Genomic DNA, 15,421 nt, shown 5'->3' with positions numbered 1-15,421 from the left:
GTTGTGTGGATCACGACCTACTGCGCGACGCCCGGGCACGCCCCTCGCTGCGTCCTCATCGGTCGACAGCGCACCCAGGCTGACTCCCCTGCTTTTCGGGAAACACAGCGTTCTCGCGATGAACGCACCTGGACGCCGCTCGCTACGGCCATGATCCACACAACACCCCCTAGAGCGGACGCCACCGTCCCGTCGGGCGGGCGGGGCGTGCGGGCTACCGGAAGGCGTCGACGTTGCGGGCGGCCCAGTCGGTGAAGGAGAGCGGGGCGCGGCCCAGGGCGGTCTCGGTGTCGGCCGCCGGAGTGCGCTCCTCCGGGGTCGGTGTGCCGAGTGCGTCGAGGGTCTTGTCGACGACCGCCGGGGGCCAGACCTGCGACAGCTCCTCGAAGGCCTGGGCGCGGGTCTGCTCGATGAATGCGACCGGCTCGCCGAGCGCGTCCGCGATCGCGGCGGTCTGCTCGCGCGGTGTGACCGCCCGGGGGCCGTTGAGCGTGTAGTACCGGCCGAGGTGGTCGTTCCCGAGCAGGGCCGCGGCCGCGACGGCGGCGATGTCGGCGGGGTCGATGGGCGGGAGCGCGACGTCGCCGAACGGCGCTGTGACGGTCCGGGTGGAACGGATCGACTCGGCCCACAGCAGCGCGTTGGAGGCGAAGCCGCCGGGGCGCAGGACGGTCCATTCGGGCACCGCGCCGGTCACGGTCCGCTCCATGCCGGTCAGGAAGGGGTCGTTCCTGGACTGCGCCCGCTGGGAGGACAGGAGCACGATCCGTCCGACACCGGCGGTCCGGGCGGTCGCGACGATCTCGTCGACCGGCAGCGCCGGGTCGGGGACCATGAGGAACATCCGGTCCGCGCCCTTGAAGGCGGGCTCCAGGCCGCTTGGGTCGGCGAGGTCCCCGGCGAAGTGCCGGGCGCGCGCGGGCAGCCCGATCGGATCGCGGGAGACGGCCGTGACGGACTCTCCGGCCGATGTGAGCGCCTCGACCAGCGGACGGCCGATGTTGCCGGTGGATCCGGTGACCACGATCATGACGGTTCCTTTCTCGAGGTACGCGGCAGACCATAGGTAGGCGGCTCACTTATAGAAAGGGCGTACCTTGACGTAAGCTCCTTCCATGGACGACGGACTCCCGGCAGGGGGAGCGGCCCCTAGCGGTGGCCGTGACGTGTTTCATACGGAGTGCTCGGCGCGGCGGCTGCTCGACCACGTCACCAGCCGCTGGGGCATCTGGGTCCTGCTCCGCCTGCACGAACGGCAGCCCCTGCGCTTCTACGAGCTGCGCGACCGCATCGGGGGCATCAGCGAGAAGATGCTCTCGCAGACGCTGCGGAACCTCGTCGAGGACGGCCTGGTCTGGCGCGAGGTCGAACCGGCCACCCCGCCCAAGGTCGCCTACGGCCTCACTCCGCTCGGCGGCGGCCTCTGCGCGCACCTGGCCGCGATGCTCGACTGGATCGAGGACAACGCCGACAACGCCGACCGCACCGGCGATCAGGCCCCGTCGGAGGGGGCGCTGCCGTCGGCATAGGCGACCAGCGTCTGTTCCGGCCGCTCGGCCAGGTGGGAAGCGGTGTACGCGTATTCGGCGACGCCTCGGGCCGCGGGTTCGGGGAACATCCGGCGGACGCCATCGCTCGGTGTGTGCGTCACGTGGGGCTTACCGTTAAGTAAGTGACGTGGGTCACCCTATGTGCGGGGTGTCGGAGCGAGTACCCATTGTGAAAAATGGGAATGAAAACCCCTTTCATTGCTCTGAGGACCCCCCTATGGACCCCACGGAACGGGACGGCCTCCCGCGTCCTCTCCCCGCTCACCCACGGCGCTCCGCCCGTCCGGACATGTCACGGCGCCGTGGGTTCACGGCCCTCCTCGCCGCCGGAGCGGTCGCCCTCACCGGGTGCACCTCCGGCACCGTCGCCGACACCCGGTCGGGCGGTGAAGAGGGACTGCCGACGGCGGACCTCGTGTTCTCCTCCGTCGAACCGGACGACCTCACCGGACTGGCCGAGGAGGCGCTGCCGGACGACTACGCCGTCCCCGTCGAGGCCGACTACCCCGTCATCCCGAACGCCGGCGCACTGAACGAGCGCCTGGCCGAGGCCCTGGACCAGCGGATCGACAACTTCACGGCCGTGACCCCCTCGGCCAAGGGGTTCGAGTCCGACTGGGAGATCACCGCCGCCGCGAACGGCATCGTGGGCGTGCGGATCGCCTGGACCGAACAGGGCGCGGAGGGCGAGCACACCGGCTCCGAGACCCATTGGTACGACGCCGAGACGGGACGAGCGGCGTACTCCACCGAACTCCTCGCCGGACAGGAGCAGCTGGAGGCGCTCAACGACCTGGTCCTCGCGCAGTCGGAGGGCGAAGAGGCCGCCGACGGAGCGCTCCAGCCGGTGCTGGGCCTGTACGACTCGATGGCCTTCAACGACGACGGCGACCTGGTGGTGGAGTTCGACGCGGAGCAGCTCGCCCCGGAGAACGAGGACCGGACCGGCGCCGTCATCGAGAGCGCCGACGCCGCGCCGCTCCTCTCCGACCTCGGCACGCGCGCCCAGGCGGCCTCCCAGGAGGCGGTGGAGGGCTTCACGCTCGACGAGGCGGTCGACGGGGGCGGTGAGAACCTCCCGGTGCCGGGGCGCATGGAGGACTGGACCGAAAGCGTCGACTGCACCCGAGCCGACACCAAGTGTGTGGCGCTGACCTTCGACGACGGCCCGGGGGCGCGTACACCCGAACTCCTGGACACCCTGGCCGAGTACGACGCGCCCGCGACGTTCTTCCAGACGGGGCGCACGATCGACCGGTACCCGGAGACCGTGCGCCGCGCGTACGCGGAGGGGCACGAGATCGGCAACCACACCATCGACCACCCCGATCTGACCACGCTGGACGAGGCCGGGGTCCGCGAGGAGCTGGCCCCGGTCAACGAGCAGATCCGCAGGGAGACCGGCTCCGTCCCGGTGCTGATGAGGCCGCCCTACGGTGCCACGAACGACACGGTGGCGGAGGTCAGCGCCGCTCTCGGCCTGGCGCAGATCCTGTGGAACGTCGACACCGAGGACTGGAAGGACCGGGACGCGGAGATCGTAGCCCAGCGGGCGATCGACGGCGCCGAGCCGGGGGCGATCATCCTGATGCACGACATCCACGGCACGACGGTCGACGCGGTCCCGTCCATCCTCGAAGAGCTGACGGAGCAGGGCTACACCTTCGCCACGGTGTCGCAGATGCTCGGAGAGACCGAGCCGGGCGAGCTCTACTACAGCAGGGGCCGTCCCACCCTGCCTCCCGAGTCCGGCCCGGACGCCTGACCGCTCGACGGCGTGTGGGGCCTCGTCCTCTGTAGGGGATGGGGCCCCATGTTCCCGACCGGCCTGAGGCGGCCCCGTATGAGGATGTCGGTCGAGTGCGGACCTCTGGCATCATCAGGCCGATCGGACACCCCCCGACCCGACCGGGAGCGGTGCCATGGCCCACCCCCTCCATGACGGCGATCAGGCGCCGTCGGAGGGGGCGCTTTCGTCGGCATAGACGACCAGCGTCTGTTCCGGCTGATCGGCCAGGTGAAAAGCGGTGTACGCGTATTCGGTGACGCCCCGGAGCGGGTGCCGCAGCCGTTTGCGGCCGCTGTGCCGGGCCTGCACCTCGTACTGCGGCCACCAGTCCCGTACCTCCGGGCTGCCCTCGTGCAGGTCCTCGATCAGCCGGGTGTACCGCGGGTCGCCGGGGTGCTGTGCCGCCAGCGTCCGGAGTCGGCCGAGCAGGCCGCGCGCTTCGGGCTCCCAGTCGACCAGGACGTCCTGGGCCGCGGGTTCGAGGAACACCCAGCGGACGAAGTTGGCGGGGCGGCCCGCCATGAGCCCCGGGAACAGCTCGTGGGCCGCCTGGTTGTGGCTGAGGACGCCGTAGTCGCCGCCGATGATGTACGCCGGGTTCGGCTGGAGCAGTAAGGGGACGGCGGCCGCCTTCGCCGGGAGCGGCTCGGGCTCTTGCGCTTCGGCCGCAGGCGCGTGGCCCGCGAGCCGGAGAAGGTGGTCGCGCTCGTGGCGGTGGAGCCGTAGTGCCCTGGCGAGGGCGTCGAGCACCTGTCCGGAGACGCGGATGTCCCGCCCCTGCTCCAGGTACGTGTACCAGGTGGCGCTGATCCCGGCCAGCAGCGCCAGTTCCTCCCGGCGGAGCCCGGGAGTCCGACGGCGGCCGGTCCGGGGCAGCCCCACCTCTTCAGGGGTCAGGCGCTCCCTCCGGCTGCGCAGGAATGCACTCAGCTGGCGGCGGTCCGGATGCGCGGGCATGGTGGCTGGCACCTTCAGTTCCAGAATGAACGCGGTCTGGATACCAGGCTAAGCCCGCAGGAGACTGGTGGGCGAACACGGGCCGCGGCACGACCGGCGGCCCCACACGGCCACACCGGTGCCCCGGCCTGCCGGTGCCCTTCGGCACTCGGAACTCCGGCCCCGGTGCCGAAGACGGAGGGGACGACCCATGTCCGGGATCGAAGGCAAAGTGGTGGCGGTCACGGGTGCCGGCAGCGGCATAGGTAAGGCGGTCGCGCTGCTGCTCGCCGAACGCGGCGCGCGACTCGTCCTCGGGGGACGCAGGTCCGATCGCCTGGCGGAGGTGGTGGACCGGATCGGTGAGGCGGGCGGCACGGCCGTGCAGATCCGCACCGACGTGACCCGGCGGGGGGATCTGGAGGCCCTGGTGGCGCTGGCCGGTGAGCGCTTCGGCCGGCTCGACGTCCTCGTCGGCAATGCAGGCGTCGGCACCGTCTCGCCCCTCGACGATCTGCGCGTCGACGAGTGGGACCGCATGGTCGACGTCAACGTGAAGGGCGTCCTGCACGGGATCGGCGCCGCGCTGCCGGTCTTCCGGGCGCAGGGAAGCGGCCACTTCGTCATGACCGGCTCCACGGCCGCGTTCCGCGTCGTTCCGGCCATGGCCGTCTACGCCGGTACCAAGTCCGCGGTCCGGGCCATCTGCGAAGGACTTCGCCAGGAGGCCGGAGAGTCCCTACGGGTGACGATGGTCTCCCCCGGCATGACCGCGACCGAGTTCGCGGAGGCGTCGACCAACGGCCGGATCAGGGCGGAGATCACGAAGAGGCGGGACGACATCGCCATTCCCCCCGAGGCGATCGCCCGGGCCATCGCCTTCGCGATCGAGCAGCCTGACGCGGTCGATGTGGGCGACATCGTCGTGCGTCCCACCGCCCAAGGCTGACCTCCCCCCCGTGCGGGCGGCGCACGTCGGTCGCCAAGTCGACAACCGGTCATGACGCCATGCCGACTCGGCTGGAGTCGGCGCCGTCTCCGCAGGGGGGAGGCCGGGTGTTTCACACACCGGACCGCAGGCGCTTCCGTCCAGGGGACGCCGTCCCGTCCTGCGAAGACGGTCGACCGGCTGCCGTCGGCGCGGTCCCGGCCTCCTACTTCGGTTCTCGCACCTTCTCGGGGGGCGGGGGCGGAGGGGTGGCCGTGGTCGTCCTCCTCCTGCGCCGTCGGCTCACTTCGTACACCGCCGTCGACACCAGCCATAGCGCGGTGAGCGGGATGACGAACCACAGCATCACGGCGCTGAACGGCTCCACCGCATCGTGTCCGGTGGCGTCCACGACCAGGTACGTGATGTAGGCCGTGTAGAACCCGACGAGCAGCGCACCTTCCCAGCGGGACACGTCCGACCTGGTCAGGGCGATCGGCAGGAGCACCAGGGCCACCGCCGCCATGACCGGCAGGTCGAACCGGAGGGCCGCCGGGTCGATGGTGATCCCTTCGGGGGCCAGGATGGCGGTCACGCCGAGCACGGCGCCGATGTTGAAGACGTTGCTGCCCACGATGTTGCCCACGGCCATGTCGCGCTCGCCGCGCACCACCGCGACCACGCAGGTGACCAGTTCGGGCAGTGAGGTGCCGATCGCCACCACGGTCAGCCCGATGAGCAGGTCGCTCACGCCCAGCGCCGACGCGATCGCGCTGGCCCCGTACACCAGCAGCCGCGCGCCCGCCACGAGGAGGGCCGCTCCGAGCACCACGAGCACCAGGTCCAGCAGGACCCGCTTGGTCCGCGGGGTGCGGGCCGGCCCGTCCGCCCCCGGGGCGTCGGCCCGCGGGGCCTCCGCGTGCGGCTCGGCGCCGTTCACAGGTGGGGACGGCGGGGCGCCGCCCGCGCGCCGCCGGGAGACGAGCACCGTGACGGTGACGTAGGCCAGCAGGGCCGCGAGCAGCACGGCGCCCTCGAAGCGGCCCAGGTGGCCGCCCAGGGACATCAGGAGCACCAGCACGGACAGGGCCGCCATCACCGGGATGTCGGCGCGCACGACCTGCGAGTTCACCGCCAGGGGGACGAACAGCGCCGACGCCCCGAGGACCAGCAGGATGTTGGCGATGTTGCTGCCCACGACATTGCCCACGGCCAGCCCGGGGTGCCCGGAGAACGCGGCGTCGGCGCTGACCGCCAGCTCCGGCGCCGACGTGGTGAACGACACCACGGTCAACCCCACGACGAGCGAGGACATCCCCAGCGTCCGCGCGAGCGAGCCGGCGCCCCGTACGAGGGACTCACCCCCGGCCACCAACAGGACGAACCCCGCCACCAGTGCGAGTACCACCAATACGTCCACGCGAGCCCTTCGGTCGTTCCAACGTGCCGTGGACGTGCCGTGCCCGGCACATCCGTCCGCCGTGAGGCCTTTTCGTGCAGGTTACTGGGCATGTTTCAGCCCCCTGCCCGACGTCGCCGTGACTCTTCAGGGGATCTTCACGGCGCGTTCGCCCTCCGCATCCGGAACGACCGCCGCTCCTGAGGCGTGCCCGGGCGGAGGCCTGTCGCGGCTCAGCGGCGCGCCCCCAGGCCCCCGATCAGCAGGCCGAGGCCGAACTCGAACAGCCGGGGGAAGTCCGTGCTCGTCAGGGTGGGCAGATCGGCTTTGAGGTGGGGATACGGGCCGTTCGACACCGTTTCGGCCAGGGCGTCCGCGTCCGCGGAACCGCCGTCGGAACCGCCGTGTTCCGGCTGCAGGGCGGCCTGTTCCTCCAAGGTGTGGCCCACGGTGAAGTTGGCCACGGTGTAGAGCGCCCGCACCGCTTCGTCGTCGGGGAAGCCCGCCTCGCGCATGGCTCCGACGAACGTGTCGGCGAAGCCCAGCACGTTCTTCCCGGTCGAGTGCGTACCGGCGAACACCCGCGCACCGTCGCGGTGGGCGAGCAGGGCCGTCCGCATCCCGCGGGCGAGGGCGGTCAGCCGCTCGCTCCAGTCGCCCCCCGGCGCCTCGGCTCCTTCGGCGACGCCTTCCATCATGCGTTCGGCCATCGCCGTCAGCAGGTCCTGCTTGGTCGCGAAGTAGCGGTACAGCGCACCGGCCTGCACGTCCATCTCCTGGGCGACCCGCCTCATGGTCAGTGCGTCCAGACCCGACCGGTCCAGCAGGTCGAGGGCGGTCTCCAGGGTGCGGGCGCGGTCGAGCCGCGCGGGTCGGCCGCGGGCCGGGCTTGACGGGGAGCTCATGGGCCCCATTATAGTGAACGTCGTTCACGTGAACGTTGTTCATTAAATAGGGGGAGGGTGGATCCGATGGACGCCGACGTGGTCGTCGCCGGGGCGGGGCCGACCGGACTGATGCTCGCGTGCGAGCTGGCGCTCGCCGGGGTACGGCCCCGGGTCCTGGAACGCCGCACCGCGCCGCAGCGTGACTCGCGGGCGCTCACGCTGCATCCGCGCAGCCTGGAACTGATGGACCAGCGCGGGCTGCTCGACCGGTTCCTGCCGCTCGGCCGGACCGTCCCTGGCTGGCACTTCGCGCAGCTCCCCACCCGTCTGGACTTCTCGGCGCTGGACTCCCGGCACGGCTGCACGCTCTTCATCGCCCAGGTCCGCACCGAGGCGCTGCTCGCGGAGCGCGCCCACGAGCTGGGCGTGGAGGTCCGGTACGGCCACGAGGTCCTCGCCCTCACCCAGGACGGCGACGGGGTCGACGTGCGGGTGCGCGGACCCCGGGGCGACGAGGCGCACCGCGCCCGGTTCGCGGTCGGGTGCGACGGCGGGCGCAGCCGGGTGCGGGAGGCCGCCGGGATCGGCTTCCCCGGAACCGATGAGACCCTCACCGGTGTGCTCGGCGATGTCGCCGTGATCGACGGCGACCCGGCGGTCCTCGACCGCGCCCGCGAGCGCGGTGTCCTCGTCGCGCCGCTGGAGGGCGGCCTGACCAGGCTGGTCTTCGTGGACCCGGAGCGGATGCGGGTCCCGTCCCGCGCGCCCGTGACCCTGGAGGAGTTCCGCGCCTCGCTGGTCCGGATCTGCGGGACCGACTGCGGCGTGGCCGATCCCCGCTGGCTCTCCCGCTTCGGCAACGCCACCCGCCTCGCGGAGAGCTACCGTCGCGGCCGTGTCCTGCTGGCGGGCGACGCGGCCCATATCCACTTCCCCGCCGCAGGCCAGGGGCTGAACACCGGCCTCCAGGACGCCGTGAACCTCGGCTGGAAACTGGCCGCCGCCGTCCACGGGTGGGCGCCGCCAGGGCTGCTGGACACCTACCACTCCGAGCGCCACCCGGTCGGCCGGGCGGTCGCCGAGAACACCGAGGTGCAGACGCTTCTCGCGGAGCTGGCGCTGGTCCCCCGGTACGAGCGGCCCGGGGCGGCCCTCCGCGGCCTGTTCGACGAGCTCCTGCGCATGGACGAGGTCAACCGCAGGCTCGCCGCCCGCGTGTCCGCGCTGGGTACCGCCTACCCGCCGACGAGCCCCGGGGCCGACCGGCTCGTGGGGCGGCGCATGCCCGACATCGGGCTCACCGCCGCCGGGTCGCAGGCGGCACGGGTCTACGAGCTGCTCACCGAGGGCCGGTTCGTCCACCTCGACCTCGCGGGCGGCGCCGTTCCCGAAGAGGTGTCCACAGGCCGGGGAGCACGCGTCGCCGCCGTCGCCGCCACGAAACGGGAGGAGCACGCGGACCTCGAAGGGGTGAAGGAGGTCCTTGTGCGCCCGGACGGCCACATCGCCTGGGCCACGCGCACCGCCGACACCGAGGCCCGGCGTGGGGAGCGGCACGCGGCACTGGCCGAATGGGCCGGGGTTCCCTCCTGACGGTAACCGGCGGCGTTCCCCGGATGAGGCTCGCCTGCAGGCCATGCGGTGCTTCCCCCGCCCGGCCCGCGGGTCGGGGGTGTTCCGTTTCCGCCACGGATGCGAGGTCACGGCTGCCTGCCGGTTCCGCCGCAAAGCGTGCAGTCCACCATCACGACCCTGCCGTCCTCGGACTGCTGTACCCTTCCGCGTCCGCCGCAGCCTGAGCGGTTGACCTCTTTGCGGTGTTCGCCCATCAGGCCGTTCCTCCGATCATGTCGTCCGGGCGGTCGAGCCAGATGTGCTGCCCTTGTCGGTCGACCAGTAGGCCGACCGGTCGCGGCCCGGGGCGCCCATGGCCAGCCATTGCAGGTAGGCCTCTTCCAGCTCCGACCACAGGGAGCGCGGGCCGCGCTCGTCCACCTCGGGGGCGCCCCCGCCCGTGCGTATGGCGAGGGCGTAGGAACCGGTGGCGGGGTCCCAGAGGCCGATCCGGTCGTCGGGTGCCCCGAGCGCGCTGATCGCGACCCCGGGGAGAAATGCCGCGGCCACCACTTCCCAACCCCGATCGGCGCTCGCCATGCGCATCGGGTCGATGCGGTCGGTCACGCGTTCGGTCACGGGTCCTCTCGGGACACCTGCGGTAGGCGGCCGACCCCGCGTACCTGGTCCAGGACCGCCTCGCCCCGGCGGGCGACGGCGGCCCACCAGTTCCGAGTGCTCTCGTCGACGGCGGTGCGGGCGCCCGCGCACGCGGCCGTGAGGACCGCCAGCAGCACGGCTTCGTGCTCCTCGCGGTCGGTGCGGAGGCGGAGGACGCCGCACGCGTCGTCGGTCAGGGTGAGGACCGCGTCACCGGTGTCGGCGTCGAAGTAGGCCCACACCACGTCCGCGTCGGGCTCGGGGGTGATGTCGGGGAACTCGTCGTCGCTGTCGGAGGCCTTGTCGTCGGACAGAACGGCGTCGGACGGGGCGACCTCGGGCGGGGCGATGTCGGACGGCTCGGCCGGCGGCGCCTCCGGCCGGAGGGAGAGTCGCCGGGAGGCGGGGGCCGGTGCTCCGGACGCCGCCATGCCTTCGGAGAGCACGCGCTGCACCTCGGCCCGGGGGAACCGGTAGAAGCCGCCGAGCGTGCGGACCCCCTTGATCCTGCCCTCGCCCGCCCAGCGGGCGACGGTCTTGGGGTCGACCCGGAAGATGGCCGCGACCTCGGTGGTGGTCATGAGCGGGTGGTCGGTCTCGGGGAGCACCATCACGCCACCTTCCGCATGGTCGAGGCGAAGCCGTCCGTCCGCGACCGGAGCGCGGAGGAGCGTGGGTCGGCCACCGGCGCGAGCGCGGCGAGCGCGCCGTCGAGGACATCGACGGCGCTCGTGGTGATGACGGCGTCGTCGCGGTGGCGGGACTGCGCCCGGTAGGGGGTGGGCGAGGCGTAGTCGTAGGTGATCGACCAGTCGTCGCGGTGGCGCGAGGCGACCTCGCAGAAGTGGCCGAAGCCGGGGATGCGGTCGCGGCTGTAGCTGCGGACGCGCGCGGCCCGCCGCCGCTCGGGGGGCTTCTTCACGGAGAGGTCCATGGGTGGCTCCTCGGGATGTGCCGGGTGGGAGGCCCGGCTGCTCTCAGGTGACGCCATGCTCCCTCACGCACGGTAAAAGTTCAATGCCCACTTTCAAATCCGTGTGAGAATCTTTTCAGGCATCGAAAGTTACCCTCGGAAGCCAGTAACTAAGTGGACGGTGTACCAAATTGTCCGAATACTCGCGCCCCGGCGTAGGATCAGGCCAGGTCCGTAGCTCGACAACGAGGAGCACCGACATGGCCAGCAGCCCGCCACTCCGGCGTCGGCGACTGTCACGCCACTTGCGGGAGCTACGGGAGGCCCAGGGCTACACGGCCGAGTACGTGACTGCGGAAGCCAAGAAGACGGGCATCGGACGCTGGTCCCGCGGCAAGCTCACGCGGATCGAGAACAACGAGTGGACGCGTCCCAGCCCCAAAGACGTCGAGGTACTCCTCGACATCTACGGCGTCACAGACGAAGCCGAACGGGACTCGTTCATCGCGCTCACCAAACAGGCCCGACAACGCGGCTGGTGGGTCGGCTACTCGGATGTCCTCGGCAAAGGCGCCTACGTCGGGCTGGAGATCGAGGCGTCCCGCATCCGTACCTATGAGGCGCTGGTCATCCCTGGCTTGCTCCAGACCGAGGCGTACGCACGCGCCGCCACACGGGCCGCCGGTGTGACCGCCGAGGACGAGGTCGACCGCCATGTCGAGGCGCGAATGCTGCGCAAGCAGATCCTCGGGCGCCCGGAGTCACCTCGGATCTGGGCCATCATCGATGAGGCGGCCCTGCACAGGCTCCCTTCAGAGCTCAGGGATGAACAGATCCGGTACCTGCTCGATGTACAGCGGCCGGAGCTGCGGATCCAGGTGCTGCCGTACTCCGCCGGTCTCCATGCGGCCACCGCGGGGAGCTTCGTGATCCTCGATTTCAAGGAGGATCCGCAGGTGGTATATCGGGAGGACATCCTCTCATCGCTGTTTTACGAGGATCCTCGTGAGATCGAGCGCTGCGAGATGATCTATGACCACGTCCATGCATCTGCGCTCAGCGTGGAAGACTCGCGGGCGTTCCTGGAGACCCTCATAGAGCCCTGAAGGACCACTATGTCAACCGCATCCCACCTGGAGTTCCGCAAGTCCAGCTACTCCCAGGGCGCCAGAGAGAACTGCGTCGAGGTCGCCGAGGCGCCCGGCGCGTCGGCGGTCCGCGACAGCCAGCACCCTGGCGATGGGCACCTCATGTTCCCCATTGTCGAGTGGGGGGCGTTCCTCGCCACGGTCCGCGACCTCTAATCCCAGACACGAACGCGGCCCCCGTCGGTCTGGACGGGGGCCGCGTCGTGCTTTACCTGAAAGCATCCCGAGAGGATGCTATCTCGGGCCGGTGATGCGGACCAGCCGCCGGAACCGGCCACGTGGAGCCGTTGCGGTCGGCCATGCCTCAGCCCCCGTTGACCTTGCGGTCCACGTCCAGGGTGAGCTGAAGGGCGTCCAGCGCGCTCGCGGGCGCTCACCCTGACCTCCTCCGGCATGCCGAGCGTCTGCGTCACGATGTCCATGTCGCCGTGCATGGCCTCCACCGGCAGCGTCTTCAGCCCCAGCGACGCCCCCGGCCACAGGTGGGCGGTCTGGTTCCACATCGCCAACCGCGGCACCTGGTGTTCCGGCTCGTTCAGCTCCCTGTCGACGACACCCTGCTCGGGCCGCCCGAACTGGCCCCGGAGGTGCGGCGACCGGCCGACCGCGCGGCGCGGGGGCTGTCGCGCTTCGGCAACGGGTGACCGCCGTCGCCGACCCGTGCTCCAGGGCGGAGCGCGTCGCCCGAATGGGACCATTGCGGCATATCTGACGAACGGGGGATCACGGGGATGCTGTTCATCGACCTCCTGGAGGCCGAGCAGTGGAAGTACGCGGCGATCGCGGCCGCCGTCCTGACCATGGCCGCGCTCTACTTCTGCTTCCGGCGCGTGGCGGCGGTGCTGGCCTGGACGCTGTTCCCGGCCTTCCTGCTGAGCTTCCCCCTTGCGGGCAACCCGTCTCGGCACTTCACGGTGACCGAGACCTTCTACGCCTCCACCTTCCTGTTCGCGTCGTTCGCGGTGCTCTTCGCCGCCCTCCGCCCCGACATGCGCAAGAGCCTGGAGAAGCACGCCGCCGGGGAGGAACACGTGGTCCCGAAGTGGAAGATGTACGTCTTCTGCGTGGCGCTGACCGTTGTGATGATCGTCGTGTGCTTCCCCCTGGACGCGGCCACCGACTGACGGGCAGGACGGCCCCGGCGAAGTGCCGGGGCCTGCCTCGTTTCACGGGAAACGTGGCCCAGCGGCGGCCTAACAGCGGCTCACCGGTGGCCCAGCACGTTGACCACGCGGCCGTCGGGGGCGCGGACGAAGAACCGCCGCACGCCCCACTCCTCGTCCTGCAAGGGGTGAACGATCTCCGCGCCGCTCTCGCGGACGGCCGCGTACGCCGCGTCGACGTCGTCCACCTCCACGCTCATGTCGGGGACCACCGGCGCGGTCGCGTCGCCGGTCATCAGGTTGACCTGTGCCGTCGGGACCTCCGGGGACGCGAGCGTCACGACCCAGCCGAGGTTCATGACCTCCTCGAAGCCCAACAGCGCATAGAACCCGGCGGCCTCCCGCACGGACGATGAACGGGCATTGGGAACGACGCGGCGGACGGCCATCGACGACTCCTGACACGGATCGGCACGGAACACGACCCGCGCATCGTCCCCTGGGCCCGCCACCGGCGTCTTGCAGGAATGGGAACCGGCCCCGGCTCAGTCCACCAGGCTGTTCCTGTAGGCATAGACCACGGCCTGGACGCGGTCGCGCAGGTCGAGCTTGGTCAGGATGCGGGAGACGAACGTCTTCACGGTCTCCTGGCTGATGACCAGCGTCGCGGCGATCTCCCCGTTGGACAGCCCGTTCGCGATCAGCCGCAGCACCTCCAGCTCGCGCGGGGTGAGCGGGACGTCCCCCGGTTCGGTGGACGAAGGGCGGATGCGGGCCGCGAACCTGCCCACCAGCCGGCGCGTGACCTCGGGGTCCAGGAGCGCCGCGCCGGTGGCCACGGTCCGGATGCCGTGCAGGAGCTGGGACGGGGGCGCGTCCTTGAGCAGGAACCCGCTCGCCCCCGCGCGCAGCGCCTCGTACACGTACTCGTCCAGGTTGAACGTCGTGACCACGAGGACCTTCACGGGGAGGTCCACCCCGGACCCCGCCAGGCGGCGGGTGGCCTCGATGCCGTCGAGCACGGGCATGCGCACGTCCATCACCACCACGTCGGGGCGCAGCTTCCCGGCCAGTTCGACCGCGGCCCCGCCGTCGCCGCACTCCCCCGCGACCTCCAGGTCGGGCTGGGCGTCGACGATGGTGACCAGGCCGGTCCGGATCATCGCCTGGTCGTCGCAGATCAGGACCCGGATCGGTGCGCTCATGGCCGCGTGCCCGCCGGGGCGTGGGCGGGGATGCGGGCGCGCACGGTGAAGCGTCCGCCCTCCTCCGGCCGGGCGGAGAAGTCGCCGCCCAGGACCTCGACGCGTTCACGCAGGCCCGCCAGGCCCCGCCCGCCGCCGGGAACGGCACCGTCCGGGGGTCCCGAGCGGTCCGTGGGCCCGCTGCGGTCGGTGCTGACGGTCACGGTGATCTCCTCGGGGCGGTGGTGCACGCGGACGGAGGTGGGGCGGCCGTGCGCGTGCTTGAGGGCGTTGGTCAGCGCCTCCTGTACGACGCGGTGCGCGACGAGCCCCGCGCTGCCGGGGGAGGCGGACGGCTCGCCCTCCTCGCTGAACGCGACCGGCTGCCCGGAGCGCCGGGTCCGCTCGACCACGGAGGCCAGGCCCTCGTCGGAGGAGGGGTCGCGGTCGTGGTCCGGGTTGAGCACGTCCAGCAGGCGGCGCAGGTCGGTGATGGCCTGGCGGCCGGTGTCGGTGACCGATGTGAGCGTCTGGTCGAGGCGGTCGGGCGCGGCGGTCAGGTAGCGCGCCGCCTCGGCCTGCACCACCATCGCGGTCACGTGGTGGGTGACGACGTCGTGCAGCTCGCGGGCGATGCGGGTGCGCTCGGCGGTGCGGGTGGCCTCGGCGACCAGGCGGCGGCGCTCGGCCTCGGCGGCGCGGAAGGAGCGCAGCCACGCGCCGATCCCCCAGGCGAGGGCCAGCGCCGCGTAGTACATCACCCACTCGGGAAGGGACTCGCCCGACCCGAGCCGGGACAGCGCGAGGGCCAGCGCCACGTACGCCACCGAGGCGGCGGCCATGGCGGTGCGCCGGTACCGGCCGAGGTGGGCGCCGGCGCTCATCAGCGCGATGGGCATCGCGGTGCCCGCGTACAGGTGGTAGCCGTTCAGCTGGTCGAGCGAGAAGCCGACCGCCACCAGGGCCAGGGACAGGGCGGGCCACCGTCGGCGCCCGGCCAGGGGCAGGCATTGCAGCGCGGCCGCGAGCAGCCCGAGGGAGTCCATCGGGCGGTCGGGGACGCCGCCGAGCTGCGTGCCGTGGTTGTGCAGGTCGGGGATGAGCGAGGCGGTCAGGATCAGGAGGGCGAGGGGGAGGTCCCGGAGGGTGACGTCGAGTCGCTGCCACACGTGGGGGAGCCGCCGGAGCGTGGACACCGGGGCAGCATAGCGGCGGCCGTCCGGGGGCGTGTCCCCCGCGCGAGCGACAGGAAGGTGTCCACTCCACGGGGACGCCTCGACCCGTGCCGGATCCGTAGCGTCTTCCCCCGAACCCGGCGCTCCGCGCCCATGGCGGCGGCCGGGCGGGTGGACGACCCGTCCGGCGCCGCG

Annotated in this window: 19 protein-coding genes; 8 read left to right on the top strand and 11 right to left on the bottom strand. The window is 71.7% G+C overall.

Annotation, left to right across the window (positions count from 1 at the left end):
• Positions 1-214 precede the first annotated feature (214 nt).
• Complete coding sequence (locus O4U47_RS09635; RefSeq protein WP_270677352.1) at positions 215-1,030, bottom strand: NAD(P)H-binding protein; 816 nt, start codon at positions 1,028-1,030, stop codon at positions 215-217.
• Between the two features lie 136 nt (positions 1,031-1,166).
• Between O4U47_RS09635 and O4U47_RS09630 the strand changes: the two genes are divergently transcribed.
• A complete protein-coding gene (locus O4U47_RS09630) occupies positions 1,167-1,529 on the top strand; it encodes a winged helix-turn-helix transcriptional regulator (RefSeq protein ID WP_270677351.1) in 363 nt (120 codons plus the stop codon).
• On the opposite strand, the gene O4U47_RS09625 is transcribed toward O4U47_RS09630, so the two are convergent.
• A complete protein-coding gene (locus tag O4U47_RS09625) occupies positions 1,493-1,618 on the bottom strand; it encodes a hypothetical protein (protein WP_270677350.1) in 126 nt (41 codons plus the stop codon). The genes O4U47_RS09630 and O4U47_RS09625 overlap by 37 nt on opposite strands.
• 221 nt (positions 1,619-1,839) lie before the next feature.
• Here O4U47_RS09625 and O4U47_RS09620 point away from each other — a divergent pair, with 221 nt between their 5' ends.
• Positions 1,840-3,315: a polysaccharide deacetylase family protein gene (locus O4U47_RS09620; protein ID WP_270677349.1), complete on the top strand. Its 1,476-nt coding sequence runs from the start codon at positions 1,840-1,842 to the stop codon at positions 3,313-3,315.
• A 183-nt stretch (positions 3,316-3,498) separates the two neighbouring features.
• Here the strand turns inward: O4U47_RS09620 and O4U47_RS09615 are convergent, their stop codons facing one another.
• Positions 3,499-4,296: a helix-turn-helix transcriptional regulator gene (locus O4U47_RS09615; protein ID WP_270677348.1), complete on the bottom strand. Its 798-nt coding sequence runs from the start codon at positions 4,294-4,296 to the stop codon at positions 3,499-3,501.
• Between the two features lie 190 nt (positions 4,297-4,486).
• Here O4U47_RS09615 and O4U47_RS09610 point away from each other — a divergent pair, with 190 nt between their 5' ends.
• The gene (locus O4U47_RS09610; protein ID WP_270677346.1) at positions 4,487-5,224 is read left to right on the top strand and encodes an SDR family oxidoreductase; all 738 of its coding nucleotides are present in this window, start codon (positions 4,487-4,489) and stop codon (positions 5,222-5,224) included.
• Between the two features lie 205 nt (positions 5,225-5,429).
• Here the strand turns inward: O4U47_RS09610 and O4U47_RS09605 are convergent, their stop codons facing one another.
• Positions 5,430-6,623: a calcium/sodium antiporter gene (locus O4U47_RS09605; RefSeq protein WP_270677342.1), complete on the bottom strand. Its 1,194-nt coding sequence runs from the start codon at positions 6,621-6,623 to the stop codon at positions 5,430-5,432.
• Between the two features lie 212 nt (positions 6,624-6,835).
• Complete coding sequence (locus tag O4U47_RS09600) at positions 6,836-7,507, bottom strand: TetR/AcrR family transcriptional regulator (RefSeq protein WP_270677340.1); 672 nt, start codon at positions 7,505-7,507, stop codon at positions 6,836-6,838.
• 66 nt (positions 7,508-7,573) lie between these two features.
• On the opposite strand from O4U47_RS09600, the gene O4U47_RS09595 reads away from it, so the two are divergent.
• The gene (locus O4U47_RS09595) at positions 7,574-9,082 is read left to right on the top strand and encodes a monooxygenase (protein ID WP_270677338.1); all 1,509 of its coding nucleotides are present in this window, start codon (positions 7,574-7,576) and stop codon (positions 9,080-9,082) included.
• 252 nt (positions 9,083-9,334) lie between these two features.
• Here O4U47_RS09595 and O4U47_RS09590 read toward each other — a convergent pair whose 3' ends face one another.
• The 3 genes from O4U47_RS09590 to O4U47_RS09580 are packed head-to-tail and all read right to left on the bottom strand — an operon-like array spanning position 9,335 to position 10,637.
• Positions 9,335-9,682 carry a hypothetical protein gene (locus O4U47_RS09590; protein ID WP_270677336.1) on the bottom strand — a complete coding sequence of 116 codons (348 nt, stop codon included), beginning with the start codon at positions 9,680-9,682 and terminating at the stop codon, positions 9,335-9,337.
• A complete protein-coding gene (locus O4U47_RS31265) occupies positions 9,679-10,314 on the bottom strand; it encodes a helix-turn-helix domain-containing protein (protein ID WP_408638953.1) in 636 nt (211 codons plus the stop codon). The genes O4U47_RS09590 and O4U47_RS31265 overlap by 4 nt, the downstream gene beginning before the upstream one ends.
• Positions 10,314-10,637, bottom strand: coding sequence for a hypothetical protein (locus tag O4U47_RS09580; protein ID WP_270677335.1), 324 nt, complete (start codon positions 10,635-10,637; stop codon positions 10,314-10,316). Before O4U47_RS09580 ends, O4U47_RS31265 begins: the two co-directional genes overlap by 1 nt.
• Before the next feature lie 239 nt (positions 10,638-10,876).
• Here O4U47_RS09580 and O4U47_RS09575 point away from each other — a divergent pair, with 239 nt between their 5' ends.
• The 4 genes from O4U47_RS09575 (at position 10,877) to O4U47_RS09560 (ending at position 12,888) form a co-directional block, all read left to right on the top strand.
• On the top strand, positions 10,877-11,722 hold the full coding sequence (locus tag O4U47_RS09575; RefSeq protein WP_270677334.1) for a helix-turn-helix domain-containing protein: 846 nt from the start codon (positions 10,877-10,879) through the stop codon (positions 11,720-11,722).
• Between the two features lie 9 nt (positions 11,723-11,731).
• Positions 11,732-11,920 carry a DUF397 domain-containing protein gene (locus tag O4U47_RS09570; RefSeq protein ID WP_270677333.1) on the top strand — a complete coding sequence of 63 codons (189 nt, stop codon included), beginning with the start codon at positions 11,732-11,734 and terminating at the stop codon, positions 11,918-11,920.
• Between the two features lie 365 nt (positions 11,921-12,285).
• Positions 12,286-12,408, top strand: coding sequence for a hypothetical protein (locus O4U47_RS09565; RefSeq protein WP_270677332.1), 123 nt, complete (start codon positions 12,286-12,288; stop codon positions 12,406-12,408).
• A gap of 87 nt (positions 12,409-12,495) precedes the next feature.
• Positions 12,496-12,888 (top strand): hypothetical protein, encoded by a 393-nt coding sequence (locus tag O4U47_RS09560; RefSeq protein ID WP_270677331.1) that lies wholly within the window; start codon positions 12,496-12,498, stop codon positions 12,886-12,888.
• Between the two features lie 80 nt (positions 12,889-12,968).
• On the opposite strand, the gene O4U47_RS09555 is transcribed toward O4U47_RS09560, so the two are convergent.
• From O4U47_RS09555 to O4U47_RS09545, 3 genes are all read right to left on the bottom strand, one after another.
• Positions 12,969-13,316, bottom strand: a complete 348-nt coding sequence (locus O4U47_RS09555) for a VOC family protein (protein WP_270677330.1) — start codon at positions 13,314-13,316, stop codon at positions 12,969-12,971.
• 96 nt (positions 13,317-13,412) lie between these two features.
• Positions 13,413-14,072, bottom strand: coding sequence for a response regulator (locus O4U47_RS09550; protein ID WP_270677329.1), 660 nt, complete (start codon positions 14,070-14,072; stop codon positions 13,413-13,415).
• Positions 14,069-15,247 carry a sensor histidine kinase gene (locus O4U47_RS09545; RefSeq protein ID WP_270677328.1) on the bottom strand — a complete coding sequence of 393 codons (1,179 nt, stop codon included), beginning with the start codon at positions 15,245-15,247 and terminating at the stop codon, positions 14,069-14,071. The genes O4U47_RS09550 and O4U47_RS09545 overlap by 4 nt, the downstream gene beginning before the upstream one ends.
• Positions 15,248-15,421 lie beyond the last annotated feature (174 nt).

This window comes from Nocardiopsis suaedae (genome assembly GCF_027706745.1).
GTDB classification, from domain to species: domain Bacteria; phylum Actinomycetota; class Actinomycetes; order Streptosporangiales; family Streptosporangiaceae; genus Nocardiopsis_A; species Nocardiopsis_A suaedae.
This window is presented reverse-complemented; position numbering and strand designations above follow the sequence as displayed.